The sequence below is a fragment of the Streptomyces sp. NPDC038213 genome (assembly GCF_055600495.1).
Genome location: NZ_JBVJYM010000031.1, coordinates 41,768 through 59,732, shown reverse-complemented (window position 1 = coordinate 59,732; position 17,965 = coordinate 41,768). Strand labels below are relative to the sequence as shown.

The 17,965-nt window shown below is 73.7% G+C and carries 20 protein-coding genes and 1 pseudogene; 15 read left to right on the top strand and 6 right to left on the bottom strand.

Annotated elements, in window-relative coordinates; all coding sequences use genetic code 11:
* The first annotated feature begins 104 nt into the window (after window positions 1–104).
* Complete coding sequence (locus ACZ7JZ_RS30055) at window positions 105–1,010, top strand: phosphatidylinositol-specific phospholipase C (protein ID WP_470944814.1); 906 nt, start codon at window positions 105–107, stop codon at window positions 1,008–1,010.
* Here the strand turns inward: ACZ7JZ_RS30055 and ACZ7JZ_RS30050 are convergent.
* The 5 genes from ACZ7JZ_RS30050 to ACZ7JZ_RS30030 form a co-directional block, all read right to left on the bottom strand.
* The gene (locus ACZ7JZ_RS30050; protein WP_470944811.1) at window positions 1,007–2,434 is read right to left on the bottom strand and encodes a sensor histidine kinase; all 1,428 of its coding nucleotides are present in this window, start codon (window positions 2,432–2,434) and stop codon (window positions 1,007–1,009) included. The genes ACZ7JZ_RS30055 and ACZ7JZ_RS30050 overlap by 4 nt on opposite strands.
* A gap of 5 nt (window positions 2,435–2,439) precedes the next feature.
* The gene (locus ACZ7JZ_RS30045) at window positions 2,440–3,195 is read right to left on the bottom strand and encodes a response regulator transcription factor (RefSeq protein WP_470944808.1); all 756 of its coding nucleotides are present in this window, start codon (window positions 3,193–3,195) and stop codon (window positions 2,440–2,442) included.
* Window positions 3,196–3,284: 89 nt separating this feature from the next.
* Entirely contained in the window at window positions 3,285–4,556 is a 1,272-nt protein-coding gene (locus ACZ7JZ_RS30040; protein WP_470944805.1) for a S1C family serine protease, read from the bottom strand.
* Between the two features lie 115 nt (window positions 4,557–4,671).
* Window positions 4,672–5,700 (bottom strand): LacI family DNA-binding transcriptional regulator, encoded by a 1,029-nt coding sequence (locus ACZ7JZ_RS30035; RefSeq protein WP_470944803.1) that lies wholly within the window; start codon window positions 5,698–5,700, stop codon window positions 4,672–4,674.
* A gap of 24 nt (window positions 5,701–5,724) precedes the next feature.
* Window positions 5,725–6,516, bottom strand: a complete 792-nt coding sequence (locus ACZ7JZ_RS30030; RefSeq protein ID WP_470944800.1) for a response regulator transcription factor — start codon at window positions 6,514–6,516, stop codon at window positions 5,725–5,727.
* Window positions 6,517–6,928: 412 nt separating this feature from the next.
* Between ACZ7JZ_RS30030 and ACZ7JZ_RS30025 the strand changes: the two genes are divergently transcribed.
* From ACZ7JZ_RS30025 to ygfZ, 13 genes and pseudogenes are all read left to right on the top strand, one after another.
* Window positions 6,929–7,183, top strand: coding sequence for a MoaD/ThiS family protein (locus tag ACZ7JZ_RS30025; protein WP_470944798.1), 255 nt, complete (start codon window positions 6,929–6,931; stop codon window positions 7,181–7,183).
* Between the two features lie 10 nt (window positions 7,184–7,193).
* The gene (locus tag ACZ7JZ_RS30020; protein ID WP_470944795.1) at window positions 7,194–8,381 is read left to right on the top strand and encodes a hypothetical protein; all 1,188 of its coding nucleotides are present in this window, start codon (window positions 7,194–7,196) and stop codon (window positions 8,379–8,381) included.
* A 191-nt stretch (window positions 8,382–8,572) separates the two neighbouring features.
* Window positions 8,573–9,277 carry an LmeA family phospholipid-binding protein gene (locus ACZ7JZ_RS30015; RefSeq protein WP_470944792.1) on the top strand — a complete coding sequence of 235 codons (705 nt, stop codon included), beginning with the start codon at window positions 8,573–8,575 and terminating at the stop codon, window positions 9,275–9,277.
* A 203-nt stretch (window positions 9,278–9,480) separates the two neighbouring features.
* Window positions 9,481–9,570 carry a putative leader peptide gene (locus ACZ7JZ_RS30010; RefSeq protein ID WP_470791973.1) on the top strand — a complete coding sequence of 30 codons (90 nt, stop codon included), beginning with the start codon at window positions 9,481–9,483 and terminating at the stop codon, window positions 9,568–9,570.
* 201 nt (window positions 9,571–9,771) lie between these two features.
* Window positions 9,772–10,617 (top strand): sulfurtransferase, encoded by an 846-nt coding sequence (locus ACZ7JZ_RS30005; protein WP_470944788.1) that lies wholly within the window; start codon window positions 9,772–9,774, stop codon window positions 10,615–10,617.
* 32 nt (window positions 10,618–10,649) lie between these two features.
* Window positions 10,650–10,940, top strand: coding sequence for a DUF1416 domain-containing protein (locus tag ACZ7JZ_RS30000; RefSeq protein WP_470944785.1), 291 nt, complete (start codon window positions 10,650–10,652; stop codon window positions 10,938–10,940).
* A 133-nt stretch (window positions 10,941–11,073) separates the two neighbouring features.
* A pseudogene (locus ACZ7JZ_RS29995) lies at window positions 11,074–11,386 on the top strand (DUF3099 domain-containing protein).
* A 90-nt stretch (window positions 11,387–11,476) separates the two neighbouring features.
* The gene (locus ACZ7JZ_RS29990) at window positions 11,477–12,286 is read left to right on the top strand and encodes a hypothetical protein (protein ID WP_470944784.1); all 810 of its coding nucleotides are present in this window, start codon (window positions 11,477–11,479) and stop codon (window positions 12,284–12,286) included.
* Window positions 12,283–13,089: a hypothetical protein gene (locus ACZ7JZ_RS29985; protein ID WP_470944783.1), complete on the top strand. Its 807-nt coding sequence runs from the start codon at window positions 12,283–12,285 to the stop codon at window positions 13,087–13,089. Before ACZ7JZ_RS29990 ends, ACZ7JZ_RS29985 begins: the two co-directional genes overlap by 4 nt.
* Window positions 13,086–14,036 carry a hypothetical protein gene (locus ACZ7JZ_RS29980; RefSeq protein WP_470944781.1) on the top strand — a complete coding sequence of 317 codons (951 nt, stop codon included), beginning with the start codon at window positions 13,086–13,088 and terminating at the stop codon, window positions 14,034–14,036. The genes ACZ7JZ_RS29985 and ACZ7JZ_RS29980 overlap by 4 nt, the downstream gene beginning before the upstream one ends.
* Window positions 14,037–14,377: 341 nt before the next feature.
* Window positions 14,378–14,950 (top strand): heme-binding beta-barrel domain-containing protein, encoded by a 573-nt coding sequence (locus tag ACZ7JZ_RS29975; protein ID WP_470944778.1) that lies wholly within the window; start codon window positions 14,378–14,380, stop codon window positions 14,948–14,950.
* A gap of 124 nt (window positions 14,951–15,074) precedes the next feature.
* On the top strand, window positions 15,075–15,569 hold the full coding sequence (locus ACZ7JZ_RS29970) for a Fur family transcriptional regulator (RefSeq protein WP_470944776.1): 495 nt from the start codon (window positions 15,075–15,077) through the stop codon (window positions 15,567–15,569).
* A 30-nt stretch (window positions 15,570–15,599) separates the two neighbouring features.
* Window positions 15,600–16,580, top strand: coding sequence for a CAF17-like 4Fe-4S cluster assembly/insertion protein YgfZ (ygfZ, locus tag ACZ7JZ_RS29965; protein WP_470944774.1), 981 nt, complete (start codon window positions 15,600–15,602; stop codon window positions 16,578–16,580).
* 28 nt (window positions 16,581–16,608) lie between these two features.
* Here the strand turns inward: ygfZ and dtd are convergent, their stop codons facing one another.
* Entirely contained in the window at window positions 16,609–17,034 is a 426-nt protein-coding gene (gene dtd / locus ACZ7JZ_RS29960; RefSeq protein ID WP_470944772.1) for a D-aminoacyl-tRNA deacylase, read from the bottom strand.
* A 157-nt stretch (window positions 17,035–17,191) separates the two neighbouring features.
* Between dtd and ACZ7JZ_RS29955 the strand changes: the two genes are divergently transcribed.
* A complete protein-coding gene (locus ACZ7JZ_RS29955) occupies window positions 17,192–17,902 on the top strand; it encodes an RsiG family protein (protein WP_470944770.1) in 711 nt (236 codons plus the stop codon).
* Window positions 17,903–17,965 lie beyond the last annotated feature (63 nt).

Genomic DNA, 17,965 nt, shown 5'->3' with positions numbered 1-17,965 from the left:
AACGGAGGGGCGGCGGACCGCGGCGGCGGTCCGGCGCCCCTCTTCCGTTTTTCTGTGTACTGACGGGTAGTCAGGGGTGTCGTGTGCACGACATACTCCCGCCCATGAGTCTGAGCCTGAGCCCCCGCCTGGACCGGCGCACGCTGCTCGTCGGGACCCTGGCCGCCGGCGCCGCCGCAGCCCTGGGCGCCCCCGCCGCCCGTGCCTCCGCCGCCACCGCGGCCCTGCCCGGCGTACGGGACTGGATGGCCGCCCTGCCCGCGGCCACCCCGCTCCAGCGGCTGACGATCCCCGGCACCCACGATTCCGGGGCCCGGCACGGCGGCCTGTACGTGGCCTGCCAGAACACCTCCGTGGCCGAGCAGCTGAACGCCGGAATCCGCTTCCTCGACGTCCGCTGCCGGGTGACCGGCGGCTCCTTCGCCATCCACCACGGCGCGTACTTCCAGAACCTCATGTTCGGCGACGTCCTGGTGGCCTGCCGGGACTTCCTCGCGGCCCACCCCGGCGAAACCGTGCTCATGCGGGTCAAGCAGGAGTACTCCGAGGACAGCGACGCGGGCTTCCGCGCGGTCTTCGACGACTACCTCGACCGCCGCGGCTGGCGCCCGCTCTTCCGCATCGACCCCGCCCTGCCCCTGCTCGGCCAGGCCCGCGGCCGGGTGGTGCTGCTCGCCGACAACGGCGGGCTGCCGGGGGTGCGGTACGGGTCCGGGGAGCTCTTCGACATCCAGGACGACTACATGGCCGAGCCGTTCGCCAAGCGCGGGAAGATCGAGAACCACTTCCGCCGGGCCGTGCAGCAGCCCGGGAAGCTCTTCGTGAACTACACCAGCACGGCCGCCCTGCTGCCGCCCCGCTGGAACTCCGACCGGCTCAACCCGCAGGTGCACGGGTTCGTCGACGGGGGCGAGATGGCCGGCCGCACCGGGCTCGGCATCGTCCCCATGGACTTCCCGAACACCCGGTCCGGCCTGGTCGAGGCCCTGCTCCGGCACAACCCGTTCTAGCCCGGCCCGTCCCCCTCCGCCGCGCCCGGCAGGGCCGGCGGGGGAGTCGGCGCCCCCGGCAGCCGCAGTACGGCCACCGTGCCCGGGCCCGGGTCGGCCGGGCGCAGCTCCGCCGTGCCGCCGGCCCTGGTGACCGTACGGGCCACGATGGACAGGCCCAGTCCGCTGCCGGGCAGGGCGCGGGCCGAGGGGGAGCGCCAGAAGCGCTCGAAGACGTGCGGCAGGTCCTCGGCGGCGATGCCCGGGCCGTGGTCGCGGACCGTCAGCTCACCCGCGCGCAGGGCCACCTCGACGGCTCCCGCGGGCGGGCTGAACTTGACCGCGTTGTCGAGCACGTTGACCACCGCGCGCTCCAGCGCCGCCGGCTCGGCCCGGACGTACCAGGGCTCCAGAGCGGCCGTGATGCGCAGTTCGGGGCCGCGCAGCCGGGCCCGGGACAGGGCGTGCTCCGCGATCTCGTGCAGGGCCACCACCCGCAGCCGCGCCGGGACGGCGGCATCCGGGCGGGACAGCTCCTGGAGGTCCCCGATCAGTGCGGCCAGCTCGGTCATCTGCGCCTTCACCGAGGCCAGCAGCTCCCGCCGGTCGTCGGGGGGCAGGGCCCGGCCGGTCTCCTCGCTGCGGGAGAGCAGTTCGATGTTGGTGCGCAGGGAGGTCAGCGGGGTGCGCAGCTCGTGCCCGGCGTCGGCGATCAGCTGGGCCTGCCGGTCCCGGGCGGAGGCCAGGGCCGCGGTCATCGAGTTGAAGGACCGCGACAGCCGGGCGATCTCGTCCTCGCCCCCGTCGGGGATCCGGACCGTCAGGTCCTCGGTACGGGCGATGTGCTCGACGGCCGCGGTCAGCTCGTCCACGGGCCGCAGCCCGGTACGGGCCACCCACAGCCCCGCCGCCCCGGCGCCGACCACCCCGAGCCCGCCGACGAGCAGCAGCACCCAGGCGAGGGTGGACAGCGGCTTGTCCACGTCGGACAGCGGGCGGGCCACGGAGATGGCGATGGGCTGCTCGTTCGCCCCGATGTCCACGCGCGCGGGCACGGTGTAGACGCGCAGCCGGGTGCCGTCGGTGGCGTACGAGTCGTAGAGCGTGGGCCCGAGCCGGCCCGCGGCGACCTCGGTGTCGGTCTTCGTGACCCGGGGCGCCAGCAGCCCGTCGACCAGGCAGCTCTCGCCGGTCGGGGAGACGAGCTGCACGGAGGCGCTGAGGTTGCTCTTGATCCGGCCGGGCAGGGGCGGGGTCTGCTGGCAGCCGTTGCGGACCTGGTCGACGACGTTCGTCGAGCGCAGCGAGGCGTCGAGCTGCTCCCGCAGCTGGGCCCGCACCATGAACCAGCAGACCGTGGCCACCGCGGCCACCGCGAAGGCCACCGCCCCCGCCACCAGGATCGCCAGCCGCGAGCGCAGCGGCAGCGCCCGGAAGCGCCGCACGGGGCTCACTCCTGGCCGCCGCTCTCGCCGGCGCCGCCGCCCTCGCCGGAGCGCAGGGCGTAGCCGACCCCGCGGACGGTGTGGACGAGCCGGGGCCCGCCGTTCGCCTCGGTCTTGCGGCGCAGGTACATCACGTACACGTCCAGGGAATTGGAGCTGGGCTCGAAGTCGAAGCCCCACACGGTCTTGAGGATCTGCTCGCGGGTCAGGACCTGGCGGGGGTGCGCGAGGAACATCTCCAGCAGGGTGAACTCGGTACGGGTCAGCTCCACCGGCCTGCCGCCGCGGGTGACCTCGCGGGTGGCCAGGTCCATCCGCAGGTCGGCGAAGGTCAGCACGTCCTCGTCCGGGTCCTCCCGGCCGGCGGGGGCGGTGTAGCGGCTGCGCCGCAGCAGGGCCCGGATCCGGGCGAAGAGCTCGTCGAGCTCGAAGGGTTTGACGAGGTAGTCGTCGGCGCCGGCGTCGAGTCCGGTGACCCGGTCGCCGACGGTGTCGCGGGCGGTGAGCATGAGGACGGGCGTGACCGAGCCGGCGGCGCGCAGCCGGCGGGCGGCGGTCAGCCCGTCCATGCGGGGCATCTGGACGTCGAGGACGATCAGGTCGGGCCGGTAGGCGTCGGCCTTCTCCAGGGCCTCGAACCCGTCGGCGGCGGTCTCCGTGCCGTACCCCTCGAAGGCGAGGCTGCGGCGCAGGGCCTCGCGGACGGCGGGCTCGTCGTCGACGATCAGGATGCGCTGCTGTTCGCCTTCGGTGGAGGTCATCGTGCGCTCGTCTTCTTCCTCTGGACCGGACGGGTGGACGGCTGCTCCCCACCCTCGCACGGCGGACCGGGAGGGGCCGAAAGGACTGCCTAGTAGCCGGTGCCGAACCCGTCGAAGCCGCCGCCGTCCTGCGAGGACCCGGAGCCCGAGCCGGAGCCGTCCGTACCGGAGCCGCCGTCGCCGCCGCTGCGGAGGTGGTCGAGGTCGGCCTTGACGGTGTTGACGGGGATGGCGAAGCCGAGTCCGACGCTGCCTGCGCTGCCGCCGCCGGTGGAGGGGGAGTAGATCGCGGAGGGCATTCCGACGATCTCGCCGTTCATGTTGATGAGGGCGCCGCCGGAGTTGCCGGGGTTGAGGGAGGCGTCGGTCTGGATGGCCTTGTACGAGGTGGTGTCCGAGCCGGTGTCCCCGTTGAACTGGCGCCCGCCGAAGGAGAACGGCCAGCCCTCCTCCCCGCCGCCCTGCTGCTGCCGGGGCGCGCCGCCCTCGGACTTGGGGACGGTGACCTCGCGGTCGAGGGCGGAGACGATCCCGCTGGTGACGGTGCCGGTGAGGCTGTCGGGGGAGCCGATGGCGACCACCTGGTCGCCGACCTTGACCTGGTCGGAGTCGCCGAGCTTGGCCGGGGTGAGCCCCTTCGCCCCCTTCAGCTTGATCAGGGCGAGGTCCTTGGAGGGGTCGGTGCCCACGATCTCGGCCTCGTACTTCTTGCCGTCGCTCAGGGTGACCTGGACCTGGCCGGCGCCCTCGACCACGTGGTTGTTGGTGACGACCTCCCCGTCGGCGGTGATGACGATCCCGGAGCCGACGGACTGGCCGCCGCCCTTCCTGGTGTCGATCCGCACGACGGAGGGGCTGACTTCCTCGGCGACCCCGCGGACCGTGCCCGCGGTGGACTGGGAGACGTTCGTTCCGGTGAAGCCGGAGTCGCTGCCGGAGCCCTCGGTGCCGAGGAACTGCTGGACCCCGGCGGCGGTCGCGCCGCCGACCACGGCGGCCGCGAGGGCCACGGCGGTCAGCAGGGCCACCGGCCGCTTCATCCGCGGCGCGGGGGCCGCGGCGGCCGCCCCGGCGGTGCCTGCGGCCGGGGGAGCGGGCGGGGCCGGGGGGACGGTCTCCCCCCGGAGGACCGGGGGCTGCCCCTCGTGGGCCTCGAACCAGCCGGGAGCGGCCGGGGGGTACGCGGGCGGCGGCGGGTAGCCGGACCCCTGGGCGGACCGGTGGCGGCCGCGGGCCCACTGCTCTCCCCGGGGCTCCTGCTGCCCGTACCGGGTGCGGTACGGGTCCTGGGGCTGCTGCTGCGGGGTCGGCTGGTGCTCCTGGGCGGCGGGGTCGCCTTCGCGGCGGTGGCTCTCGGTCATGGATCAGACTCTGGCCGTCAAGGATGAGAGCTTCCTGAGTGCCGGCTGAGAAGCCCGACAGAACCGCGTATGCCCGATATAAAGGCCGCCCCGGGGTCCTGCGGGGGCGGCGGCCTCAGGAGGGGTTGCAGCCGCAGGAGCGGCGGACGACCAGTGCCGAGGGGAACTGCTTGAGCCGCTCGCGGCGCGAGCCGGCCACCCGCAGCCCGTCGTCGAGGACCAGGTCGACGGCGGCCCGCGCCATCGCCGGGCGGTCCGAGGCGACGGTGGTCAGCGGCGGATCGGTCAGCCCGGCTTCCTTGACGTCGTCGAAGCCGGCGACGGCCAGCTCCGTGGGCACGTCGATGCGCAGCTCGCGCGCGGCCCGCAGGACGCCGATGGCCTGGTCGTCGGTGGCGCAGAAGATCGCCGGCGGCCGGTCCGGTCCGGCCAGCACCTCGAGCGCGACCCGGTAGGCGTCGTAGCGGTTGTACGGGGCCTCGAAGAGGCGGCCCTCGACCGAGCGGCCGGACTCCAGCATGGCCCGCCGCCAGCCCTCCACGTGGTCGGCGACGGGGTCGCCCACGGAGGGGGTGTTCTCGATGCCGCCGATGCAGGCGACGTACGCGTGCCCGTGCTCCAGCAGGTGACGGGTGGCGAGCTGGGCGCCGCCGATGTCGTCCGTCACGACCGCGACGTCGTCGATGGCCTCGGGGCGCTCGTGCAGCAGCACCACCCGGGCGTCCCAGGCCTCGATCTCGCTCGCGGCCTGCTCGCTCATGCCCTGGCTGACCAGGATCAGCCCGGAGACCCGCATCCCGAGGAAGGCCCGCAGGTAGTGGACCTCGCGCTCGGTGCGGTAGTCGGAGTTCCCGACGAGGACCATCTTCCCGCGCTCGGCGGCGGCCTGCTCGACCGCGTGCGCCATCTCCGCGAAGAAGGGCTGGCGGGCATCCGGGACGATCATGCCTATGAGGTCCGTGCGCCGGGAGGCCATGGCTTGGGCCACCCGGTCGGGCCGGTAGCCCAGGTCCTTGATCGCTGCGAGTACACGCTCGCGCGTGGCCGGGGCGACCGGCCGGGGTCCGTTGTTGATGACGTAGCTCACGACCGCGGTAGAGGTACCCGCCAGTCGCGCTACGTCATCCCGCGTCACCTTGGCCACGCGCGAGAGTCTACGCGGGGTGACCTACCTCTGGGCAGGGCGTCCTGCGGTGTGGACGGTCACGCCGCCGTCCTCCGTCCGGGTGATGGCCTCCGCGGCCCTGGTGACGGCCTGGGTGCGGGCCTCCTCGGCGGCCCGCTCGACCTTCTCCGGGGTGACGAAGCGGTAGCCGACGTTGCGGACGGTGCCGATCAGGGACTCGTGCTCGGGGCCGAGTTTGGCGCGCAGCCGGCGGACGTGGACGTCGACCGTCCGGGTGCCGCCGAAGTAGTCGTACCCCCACACCTCCTGGAGGAGCTGGGCCCGGGTGAAGACCCGGCCCGGGTGCTGCGCGAGGTACTTGAGCAGCTCGAACTCCTTGAAGGTCAGGTCCAGGACCCGGCCCTTGAGCTTGGCGCTGTACGTGGCCTCGTCCACCGAGAGGTCGCCGTTGCGGATCTCCATCGGGGAGTCGTCCGAGCCGAGCTGGCGGCGGCCGGTCGCCAGCCGGAGCCGGGCCTCGACCTCGGCCGGGCCGGCGGTGTCCAGCAGGACGTCGTCGATGCCCCAGTCCGCGGTGACGGCGGCCAGGCCGCCCTCGGTCACCACGAGGATCAGGGGGCAGCCGGGGCCGGTGGAGCGCAGCAGCTGGCACAGGGAGCGGACCTGCGGGAGGTCCCGGCGGCCGTCGATGAGGATCACGTCGGCGCCGGGGGTGTCCACCAGGGCGGGGCCCTCGGCGGGCGCCACGCGGACGCTGTGCAGCAGCAGGCCGAGGGCGGGCAGCACCTCGGTCGAAGGCTGGAGGGCGTTGGTCAGCAGCAGCAGGGAGCTCATCGCCGACCACCTGCCCGGGTCGGGTGTTCGTCGTGCTCGTGCATGTTTCGCTGGCCCATCACGTCGGTTCCTCCTCGGTCCCGTCGAGGACTGTCGCGGCACTGCTTCGTACGGTGTGCGGGTCCGCTGTTCGCGGTGTGTTCAACGCGCTGAAAGCACAAAAGGACCCGGGGGCAACGTTGCCCGGATCCTCTGCCCAGCAGAATAGCCCACCGGCCTGCGGCCCAGCAGGCCGATCGCACACGGTTTCTGTCGCCTGGGTCACGTCGCCCGGCGGCCGGCCGCGGGGAGACCGGGCCCGCGCGGCGATCGGGCGGAGCGGAGCGGAACGGGGGCCGGGCCCGCCGGCGGGGGCGGAGGCGTCATCATGGAGGTTGCGCATCGCCCGTCGGGCGGGACGAAAGGAGCTGCTGTGGCAGCGGGAACCATCCGCTACTGGGCGGCGGCCAAAGCCGCAGCCGGCACCGCGGAGGAGCCGTACTCCGCCGAGACCCTGGCAGAGGCCCTGGACGCGGTCCGCGACCGCCACCCCGGTGAGCTGACCGCCGTACTGAAGCGCTGTTCCTTCCTGGTCGACAGCGACCCCGTCGGCACCCGCAGCCACGGCTCGGTGCGCCTGTCCGAGGGCGGCACCGTCGAGGTGCTCCCGCCCTTCGCGGGCGGGTGAGCGGGACCCCATGAGTACGCCGCCCACGCCGCCTGCGCCCGACACGCCCCCCGAGCCCGACCCGTACGCGACCCAGACCTGGTCCTCCGACACCTGGGACACCTCGTACCAGCCGGTCCAGCCCCCGGCTCCCGAGCCGGCGCCGGAGCAGTACCCCGGCCAGTACCAGGGGTACCCCGGGTACCAGGAGCAGCAGCCCTACGCGTACGGGTACCCGGAGCAGCCGCAGCACCAGTACCAGCAGCACCAGCAGTACCCACAGCAGTACCCGCAGCCGCAGCACCAGCAGCAGCCCGCGCCCGTCGCCTACGACGAGGCGCCGTACGTGCCGGCCCAGCCGGACCCGGTCGCCGGGGCCGCGCAGGAGACCCCGGCCCAGGACGCCCCCGCGTACGGCGAACCCGCCTACTCCCCGCCCACCCTCGGCGGCAGCACCCGCATAAGGGACCCCAAGGAGGCCCGCGCGGCCGGCCGGTCGCCGATCATCGACCCCGGTCCGCAGTCCGCGCTGCTCACCGCCGCGCTCGGGCTGCTGATGGCGGGGGCCGCGGCGGTCGGCCAGCTCGCGCTGCTCGTACCGCTGGTGCTGCTCCAGGCCCTGACCGCGGCCGGCTGGTTCCGGCTCAACGGCATGTGGCCCGCCCGCCAGGGCATCGCGCTCGCCTTCGCGGGCGGCCTGGTCGCGGACGCGGCCGTGCTGGCCGTCGCGGAGGAGCACGCCGCCGGCGCCGTGATCGGCACCCTCGGCGCCTGGGTGGTCCTCACCCTCGTGCTCCAGCTGCGCAGCCGCGCCTCGGCCGACGAGCGCGTGTACGGGCTGATGGCGAGCACGGCCTCGGCCGCCCTCGCGATCATCTGCACGGGCTACCTGGCCGCCGACCCGGACGCCGTGACCGTGGGCGCGGCGGCCGTGGCCGTGGCGGCCGTGGTGCGGGCGCTGCCGCTGCCGGCGGTCCCGTCGGTGCTGGCCGCGCTCGGGTCGGCGGCGGGCGCCGGGATCCTCGCCGGCGGACTCGTCGGCATCGGTGCGGGCGGGGCCCTGGTGGGGCTCGCGGCCGGGGTGTGCGCCCTGGTCGGCCTGCGGGTGGCGGCCTACGACTACCCGTCGAAGTTCGTGCACATGACGGCCGGGGTCGCGCTGCCGCTGGCGGTGGCCGCGCCCGTGGTCCAGCTGATCGGCCGGGTCGTCACCGGCTGAGGCCCCGCCGGGGGCCCGGCGGGCCCCTCCACGCCCCGGGCCGTCGCGGCCCGGGGCAACCATCGGCGCCGAATCCGCATCCCCTTCGGTGTCCGGGGTATTCGAGTCGGTGTCCGGATCCGTGTCCGAAAACGGCATCCGGCCCGGGCCCCGCGGGCGCCGGTCCCGGGTCCGGCATCGAGGGGGAACCCGTGCGCATACCGCGCGTCCTGCGCTTCGTCCTGGCCGTGGCGGCCGTGCTCGCCGTCCTGCTCGTCGCGGCCGACCGCCTGGCGGAGTCCTACGCCGAGCGGAAGCTCGCCGACCGGGTCCGCATCGGCTCCGGCACGGTGGCGGGCACGGAGGTGGAGATCGGCGGGTTCCCCTTCCTGACGCAGGCGCTGGAGCGCCGGTTCGACCGGGTCGACGCCACGCTGAGCGGGGTCGAGACCCGCAGCTCCTCGGGGCGCCCGGTCAGGATCACCCGCATCGGGGCCCGCTTCCACGGGGTCGCGGTGGACGGCGACTACTCCGGGGCCACGGCCGCCCGCGTGGACGGCGAGGTGTTCCTCTCGTACGCGGACCTCACCCGCGCCTCCCGCGGCGGCGTGACGGTGGCCTACGGCGGCTCCCCGGGCCGGGTGAAGGTGACCGCCTCGATCGGCATCCTGGGCCGGACCCTGTCCCGCAGCGTGGTCTCCGCGGTCTCCCTCGACGGCGGCGACACCGTGCGGGTGCGGGCGGACCGGGTGCCCGGCGAGGGGATCCCCGGACTGGAGCAACTGGTGCGCGAGAAAACGGACTTCGACCGCCGCATCGAGGGCCTCCCGAAGGGGCTGCGGCTGGGTTCGGTGACGGCCGACGCGGAGGGCGTACGGGCCACCCTGACCGGGCAGGATGTCCCCCTGGGCGGCTGAAGGGCCCGTGGATACAGGGTCCTGGCCGCATAGTGAGACGGGTGCGTCCGCACCTCAGATGCCCGACCCCGCGGAAGCGCCCGGGAGCGGTCCGGAGACCCCGCGGGAGCCGGTGGAACTCGGCTTCCATTTCACTATCCGGACGATCCTGTCTCGCTATATGACACACCGGTGACAGGGCGGCCGATTCGTCCCTACGATCCATGGCTATGAAGCGACAGCAGGCGGACCTCACGAAGCGGCGGGCAGTAGACCTGTGCCGCGTCGCCGCCATGCTCTGTCGCTCGATGTGAGCGCAGCCGCACCCGAGCCTTCCGCTCCCGGGCGCATCCGCTCCCGTCGGCCGGATCCCGGCCTCCCCGCGTGACCGCACCCGCCTCCTGCCACCCCTGCGCCGCCGTGCCCAGGACGGCCGAGCGCACCCGTAAGCACGCACCGCAGCAGCACCCGCAGCACTGCACCGCCCGCCGCACACTGCCCCGGAGGAGAACACCATGAGCCGCAGCGACGTCCTCGTAGACGCCGACTGGGTCGAGGCCCACCTGGACGACGCGAACGTCGTCATCGTCGAGGTCGACGAGGACACGGCCGCCTACGACAAGAACCACATCCGCAACGCCGTCCGGATCGACTGGAAGCAGGACCTCCAGGACCCGGTCCGCCGCGACTTCGTCGACCAGGAGGGCTTCGAGAAGCTCCTGTCGGCCAAGGGCATCTCCAACGACGACACCGTGGTGCTCTACGGCGGCAACAACAACTGGTTCGCCTCGTACGCCTACTGGTACTTCAAGCTCTACGGCCACCAGGACGTGAAGCTCCTCGACGGCGGCCGCAAGAAGTGGGAGCTCGACTCCCGCGACCTGGTCGACGGCGCCGAGGTCCCGCAGCGCCCGGCCACCGAGTACAAGGCCAAGGCCCAGGACACCTCCATCCGCGCCTTCCGCGACGACGTCGTGGCCGCGATCGGCGCCAAGAACCTGGTCGACGTCCGCTCGCCCGACGAGTTCTCCGGCAAGCTGCTCGCCCCGGCGCACCTCCCGCAGGAGCAGTCGCAGCGCCCCGGCCACGTGCCGAGCGCCCGCAACATCCCGTGGTCGAAGAACGCCAACGACGACGGCACCTTCAAGTCGGACGAGGAGCTGACCGCCCTCTACCAGGAGGAGCAGGTCGACCTGGCGAAGGACACCATCGCCTACTGCCGCATCGGCGAGCGCTCCGCGCTGACCTGGTTCGTCCTGCACGAGCTGCTCGGCCAGGAGAACGTCAAGAACTACGACGGCTCGTGGACCGAGTACGGCTCCCTGGTCGGCGTGCCGATCGAGCTCGGCGCCAACAAGTAAGACCACCTCTTCTCCAGGACAGGACAGAGAACATGTGCGGAGCACAGATCGGCGGACCCGACGTCTCGACGCTGAAGCCGGGCGAGACGGCCATCCAGGGCCAGGTCACCAAGGGCGGCGAGCCCGTGTCCGGCTACGTCCGGCTGCTGGACGGCGGCGGTGAGTTCACCGCCGAGGTGCCCACCTCGGCCACCGGCCAGTTCCGGTTCTACGCCGCCCCCGGCGAGTGGACCCTCCGGGCCCTCATCCCCGGCGGCACGGCCGACCGCAAGGTCGTCGTGACCGAGACGGGCAGCCTGACGGACGTGGCCATCGCGGTCTGAACCGTCTGCAGCACCGATTGACCGGCCGAAGGGCCGCACCCCCGGGGGTTGGACGCCACTGGACCGGGGTGCGGCCCTTCGTGCCGTCCGCGGGCGGGTGCCGGGGCCGGGCGCCGCGGCCTACGCTGGAGGCATGTACGCCCGGCGCCGGCGCGCGTATTTCCTGATGATGGGCGGCTGCCTCGTCCTCTTCGTCTCCGCCTGGTCCTTCGTGCGGCTCTTCTCGGTCGGGGCGGCGGTGGCGATGTGCGCGGTCGCGATGGTGATCCCCCCCGGTGGCCGCGATCGCCGCGAACCGGCGGGGCCCGGACGACCGCTGGTGGGACGACCCCTCGGGGGACCCGAAGTCCGACGAGTGGTGGGACGAGCTCGACGGCAAGCGGCGGCCGGGCGGACCGGACGCCCCCGGCGGGCCCGCGGGCCCCGGAGGCGATACTGATCCGTGATGATCGGGATCGCTGATCTGTGCGAACGTTAAGGGTCTTTGGTGGCGCGGGCGGGATGCCCGTGCCCCTGCGTCCTGTGGGGGGACCCCTTTGTCGGCAGATCAGAGCGCCTTCGAGGCGCAAGTAGAGCCCGAGAAGCAGGCGGATCCGGACACACCGGAATTCTCGCCCGCAAAGCCGCGCCGAAAGTTCGCCGTCCGCCGCCGCACGGTGGCCCTCATCGCCGCCGCGGCCGCCCTCGGCACCCTGTCCGGCACGGCCACCGGCTACGCCGTCCAGATCGACCGCGCCCCGACCCCGCTCCCGCCTCTGGCCCAGCCGGAGGTCCCGGCCCCGAAACTCCGCCCGCCCACGGACGCCACCACCGTCCGCTCGGTGAACGCGCACCGCTGGCACCGCACGGACGGCGACCTGTCCAAGCTGCTGGTGCCGGTGCCGCGGGGGGTCGAGAAGGTCCACTCCGGCTACATGCCTGTGGACGAGTACGCGGACTGGTACTACACGTACCCCTCCGCAGGACTGGGCAGCCTGGTCAACTACGACGTGCGCCGGATCGCCCGGGCCGGCTGGAAGCCGAGCGGCAGCCGCTCCGTCGACGTCGTGCTCCACCAGTTCTCCAACCGGTCCGGGGCGTACGAGTTCCACCGCGAACAGGCCGCGTACGAGGCGACCAAGGAGCACGCGGGCAAGCCCGGCAAGCGCGTCCCCGGAGTCCGGCACGCGGACGGCCTGTACTGGCTGTTCAAGAAGTCCGAGCCCGGCTACCTGCCCCTGCGGTACGCCCGCGCCCGGGTCCTCCAGGGCGATGTCGTGGTCGACGTGGAGATCACCGACGGCCGCAGGGACATCTCCGAACGGGACCTGCTGGCCCTCGTCAAGAAGCAGTTGGAGCGGTTGTGACCGAGACCCCCCGCCCCGTGCCCGCCCCGGCTGAGCCCCGCCCCGGACCCCGCCGCAGGCGGGCCCCCGCCCTCGCCGGCGCGCTGGCCCTCGCCCTGCTCGGCGGCGGCGCCTGGGGCCTCGACCTGCTCGGCGACGCCGACCGCAGCGCGCCCACCGCCTACTGGGCCCCGATCGGAGCGCCAGAACCGGACGGCGCCCGCGCGACGCCCCCGACCGTGCCCCCGTCCGCCGCCACGGCCCTGCTCCTGCCCGTCCCCCCGGGCTTCACCCCGGGACCGGACCTGGAGGACAAGGGCAACAGCTACGGCCTGTCCGGCCGCGCGGCCCTGGACGTGCTCCGGGAGTCCACCCGCACGATGCCCGCACAGCGGCGCAAGGAGCTCCTCAAGACCTACCGGAAGCTGAGGATGGAGGCGGTGGCGGGCCGAAGCTACAGCGACCCGGACACGAACGCCGTCGCAGAGGTCCGGATCGTCAAGGCCTCGGGCGCAGGGCTGGCGAGCCTGGGCAGGCTCTACCGCCTCCTCGACCAGGCGTCCGCGGACAAGGGCCGCAAAGCGCCGAAGGTCCCCGGCTACCCGGCGGCGTACTGCGCCCTGAGCACCACGACGGACCGGGAGGAGGGCGAACGCGGCTACGACGAGGAGGACGCGGTCCAGTCGCTGGACTGCGGCTACCAGGCGGACGGCCTGCTCGTCGTCTTCCGGGCCTACGGGGAGGCACCCCTCGAAACCGAACCCATGGTCGGGCTCTTCACCGAGCAGCTGGACCACCTCCAGTCCCCCGGGGAGTCCGCGTGACCGAGCACACCACGGCAGCCGCACCCGAGCCGGCCACCCCCGCTGCGCCCGAGCCCGTCCCTGCAGCGCCCGCGCTGGACGCGGCCCCACCCGCTTCCGTGCCGCCGATGGCGCCCGCCCCTCCTGCCGTACCCGCAGCCGAACCTGTACCCGTACCGCCCCGTCGGGACCGCCGGGTGCTGCGGGCCGTGCTGCGCTGGACCGCGGCCGCGGCCGTCTTCGCCGCCGTCGGCACGTCCGTGGCATACGGGATCACCGAGCGCGAGCGGACCGACGTACCGGGGCTGGCCACCGTCTCCGACGGGCGCTGGGAGTACCCGCGGCTCGTGAAGCCCCCGCTGCCGGCCGGCGCCCCGCTGCCCTTCGCGGCGGACAACCCCGACGGCATCCACTACGCCGACCTGAACGCGCTGCTGCTGCCGCTGCCCGCCGGGGCCCGGCCGGTGCCGCTGGAGAAGGCCGTCCCCCGCAAGGGCGAGGCGGGCGGCCCGTACCTCACCACCCCGAAGCAGCTCCTCGGGGAGTTCGACGCGGACTGGCGGGAGGAGGTCGGCGACGACCTCCGCGAGGGGCTGCGGCAGATCACCGGCCGGTCCTGGACCATGCCCGACGGCACCCGTACGACCACGTACCTGCTGCGCTATCACGCCCCCGACTTCATTACCGCGCACGACCTGTGCCGGATCGACATGGAGCTCGCCGGGAACCCGGTGCTCGCCGCGGACCCGCAGTGGAACGCGTCGGGCACCGCGCGCAGCGGGGACGACGGGACCGACACGGTGATCGGCGTCTACCGGGAGGACGCCCCGGTCGGCCCCGAGACCACCCGGGCCGCCTGCATCCGGTCGGGCGAGGTGCTCGCCCTGATCGTCCAGACCCGCAAGGGCACCGCCCCCGCCGTCCCCTTCCACCAGGCCGTCATCCTGCAGAACCAGCTGCTCGGCTGAGCCCGTCCGCCGCGGCCGCGGCCCCCGGGCGGGGCCGGTGCGGCGGGGCGGTCCGGCGGGTCCCACCCCACCGGCCCACCTCGCAGAGAAGGCCGGTCCCCGGACCAGTAGGCTTGGGGACCGGCCCGTACCCGCCACCCGAAACCCTCCGAGGAGCACCCCGTGCTTGAGGCATTCTTCACCTCCCTGCTGGTTCTGGTCTGCGTCGGCGTCCTCGCCTTCACCGGCCTGGCCGTGAAGAAGCTGTACCAGGGCCAGCGCTGAGCCGGCCGACGGCCGACCGCTGACCGCCGCCCGCCCCGGAACCCCTCCGCACCCACAGATCGCCTGAGCAGCCACCCATGATCCAGATCCCGTCCGACCTGAACCCGGGCCTCGTGCCCCTCGCCTTCCTCCTCGGTACCTGGGAGGGCGCGGGCGTCTTCGACTTCCCCGGCGAAGAGAAGTGCAACTTCGGCCAGGAGGTCGTCTTCGCCCACGACGGGCGGGACTTCCTGGAGTACACCTCCCGCAGCTGGGTCCTCGACGCCGAGGGCAACAAGGTGCGCCCGCTGGAGTCGGAGTCCGGCTACTGGCGCATCGACAAGGACCGCAACGTCGAGGTGGTCATGGTCCGCGACCAGGGCGTCGTGGAGATCTGGTACGGGCAGCTCGCCGACCAGAAGCCGCAGATCGACCTGGCGACCGACGCCGTGGCCCGTACCGCGGCCTCCGGCCCGTACAGCGGCGGCAAGCGCCTGTACGGCTACGTCAAGAGCGACCTGATGTGGGTCGGCGAGAAGGCCACCCCCGAGGTGGAGCTGCGCCCCTACATGTCGGCCCAGCTGAAGAAGGTCGTCACCCCCGAGGAGGTCGCCGAGATGGCGCGCAACCTCCCCGACATGCCGGACGACGGTATCGCCTTCTTCCGCTGAGCCGCGGCGCTGCAGGCGGAGCGGGCCACGGCCGGCCCGGCACTGCACCGGAGCACAAGCGGAACGGAAGCAGGGGATCGCGGGAACCCTCCGCGATCCCCTGCTTCCTGCCTAGACTGGGGACGTGGTGGACACCGACTGGAAGAGCGACCTGAGGCAGCGCGGCTACCGGCTGACGCCGCAGCGCCAGCTCGTGCTGGAAGCCGTCGACACCCTTGAGCACGCCACCCCGGACGAGATCCTCGTCGAGGTCCGCAAGACGGCCTCCGGGGTCAACATCTCCACGGTCTACCGCACCCTGGAGCTCCTGGAGGAGCTCGGGCTGGTCTCCCACGCCCACCTCGGGCACGGGGCCCCCACCTACCACCTGGCCGACCGGCACCACCACATCCACCTGGTCTGCCGGGACTGCACCGGGGTCATCGAGGCCGACGTGGCCGTCGCCGCCGAGTTCACCGCGAAGCTCCGCGAGACCTTCGGCTTCGAGACGGACATGAAGCACTTCGCGATCTTCGGCCGCTGCCGCGAGTGCGCCGCGAAGGCCGCGGGCACCGGCGAGGGCGCCCGCGGGGGCCCGTCCTGGACCGCGGCCGGGGACTCGGTCACCCGTACGGCGTAACGCCCCGCCGGGCAGTCGTACGCTTGGCCCATGACCAGCAGCAGCCCCAGCAGCCCCCTGCTCGCCCTGCCCGGTGCCGTCGCCGCCGAAGGCCGTGACGAAGGCGTCGCCGCGCACTACGGCGAACTCTTCAAAGAGCAGCGCTCCCTCGCCGACGGGCACGGCTTCGTCGACCTCTCCCACCGCGGGGTCCTCACCGTCACCGGACCCGAGCGGCTGAGCTGGCTGCACCTGCTGATCACCCAGCACGTCACCGACCTGCGGCCCGGCCACGCCACCGAGGCCCTGGTCCTCTCCGCGAACGGGCACATCGAGCACGCCCTGTACCTCGTCGACGACGGCGAGACGGTCTGGATCCACGTGGAGCCCGGCACCCAGGAGGCGCTGATCGCCTACCTGGAGTCGATGAAGTTCTTCTACCGCGTCGAGGTCGCCGACCGCACCGCGGAGTTCGCCGTGGTCCACCTGCCCGCCGGCTCCATCGCCGAGCCGGCCGGGCAGCACGCCGTACGGGAGACCCCGCACGGCCGGGACCTGTTCCTGCCCCGGGAGGAGCTGGCCGCCTTCGCCGCCGCGCACGGGCCGGCCGCCGGGCTGCTCGCGTACGAGGCCCTGCGCGTGGAGGCACACCGGCCGCGGCTCGGCCTGGAGACCGACCACCGCACGATCCCGCACGAGCTGGGCTGGATCGGGGTGGCCGTCCACCTGCAGAAGGGCTGCTACCGGGGCCAGGAGACCGTGGCCCGCGTCCACAACCTGGGGAAGCCGCCGCGCCGGCTGGTCTTCCTGCACCTCGACGGCAGCGAGGTGGTCCTGCCCGCGCACGGCACGCCCGTACGCCTGGCCGCCGACGGCCCCGAGGGCCGCCAGCTCGGCTTCGTCACCACCGCCGTCCGCCACCACGAGCTCGGGCCCATCGCCCTCGCCCTGGTGAAGCGGAACGTCCCGCTGGACGCCCCGCTGCTGGCCGGTACGACGGCGGCGGCCCAGGAGGTCGTCGTAGAGCCGTAGGCGTGCCGCACCGGACGCCCCCGGCCGCCTACACCTCGACGAGGATCGTGAACGGGCCGTGGTTCGTCAGCGAGACCCGCATGTCCGCGCCGAACCGGCCCGTCTCCACGGTCGCCCCCAGCGCCCGCAGCTGCGCCACGACCTCGTCCACCAGCGGCTCCGCCACCTCGCCGGGCGCCGCGGCGTTCCACGTGGGCCGGCGCCCCTTGCGGGCGTCCCCGTACAGCGTGAACTGGGAGATCACCAGGAGCGGCGCAGCCACGTCGCTACAGGACTTCTCACCCTCCAGCAGCCGCACCGACCACAGCTTCCTGGCCAGCTGCGCGGCCTTCTCCGGGGTGTCCCCGTGGGTCACCCCCACCAGGACGCACAGCCCCTCGCCGACGATCTCGCCCACTGTCTCTCCGGCGACGACGACGCGCGCGCCGTCGACCCGCTGAACCACTGCTCGCATACCCCTTGTGTAGCAGGCGTGCACCCGTCCGGGGCCGATCGGGTGGAGTGGGACTGCACCGGCACCGCGGACAGTGGCACCATGCACGCGAGCGGTACATCCCCCCGGCCCCCGCGGCCGGGGAGCCCCAGAGACGGGTTGAGGGGACGGATTTCGTATGAACACTTCTGGTGCCGGGCAGCCGTACGGGCCCGCCTACGGAACGCCCTCCGGCCCCGCGGCCGCCGCCCTGGAGCCGTCCGCGCCCCTGCGGCCACCGGTGCAGCGCAGCCCCGAGCGGCCTGCCGGAGCGCCCGCCGGGACACTCACGCCCGCCCCCGCCGGGGCGGGCGGCGGACCACTCGCCGCCTCCGCTTCTGCACCCGCCTCTGCTGAGGAGCAGGCCGCGGACCGCCGCGAGCTCGGCGGGCTGCGGCTGGCCGAACTGCGCACCCTGCGCCGCGAGGCGCAGCGCGACGAGGCCGACCTGAGCTACGTGCGCCGCCTGCTCCAGGGCCGCATCGACATCCTGCGCGCCGAACTCGCCCGCCGCAGCGACCCGGAGGCCCCCGTCGTCGACCGGCTCTCCGAGATCCTCGCCGACGCCCCCTCGACGCGCAGCGCCTCCGCCCGGCACGTCACCCTCGGCACCCCGCACGGCGAGGAGTACCGGCTGCTGGCCGCCGAGATGCTCTCCGACGTCGAGCTCTCGGACCTGGGCGCGCGCACCGACGGGGAGCTGCACGAGGCGATGGCCCGGCTGGTGCGCTACGAGCAGCAGGTCTCGCGCCGCCGCCGGCAGCTCCAGGGCACCACGGACGACTGCAGCGCGGAGATCACCCGCCGGTACCGGGAGGGCGAGGCGCAGGTCGACGACCTGCTGTCCTGAGGCCCGGTCCGCCCGGCGAAATTCGGGTGACGGTCCGTCGGGGCCGCCCGTAGCGTGGCGGGA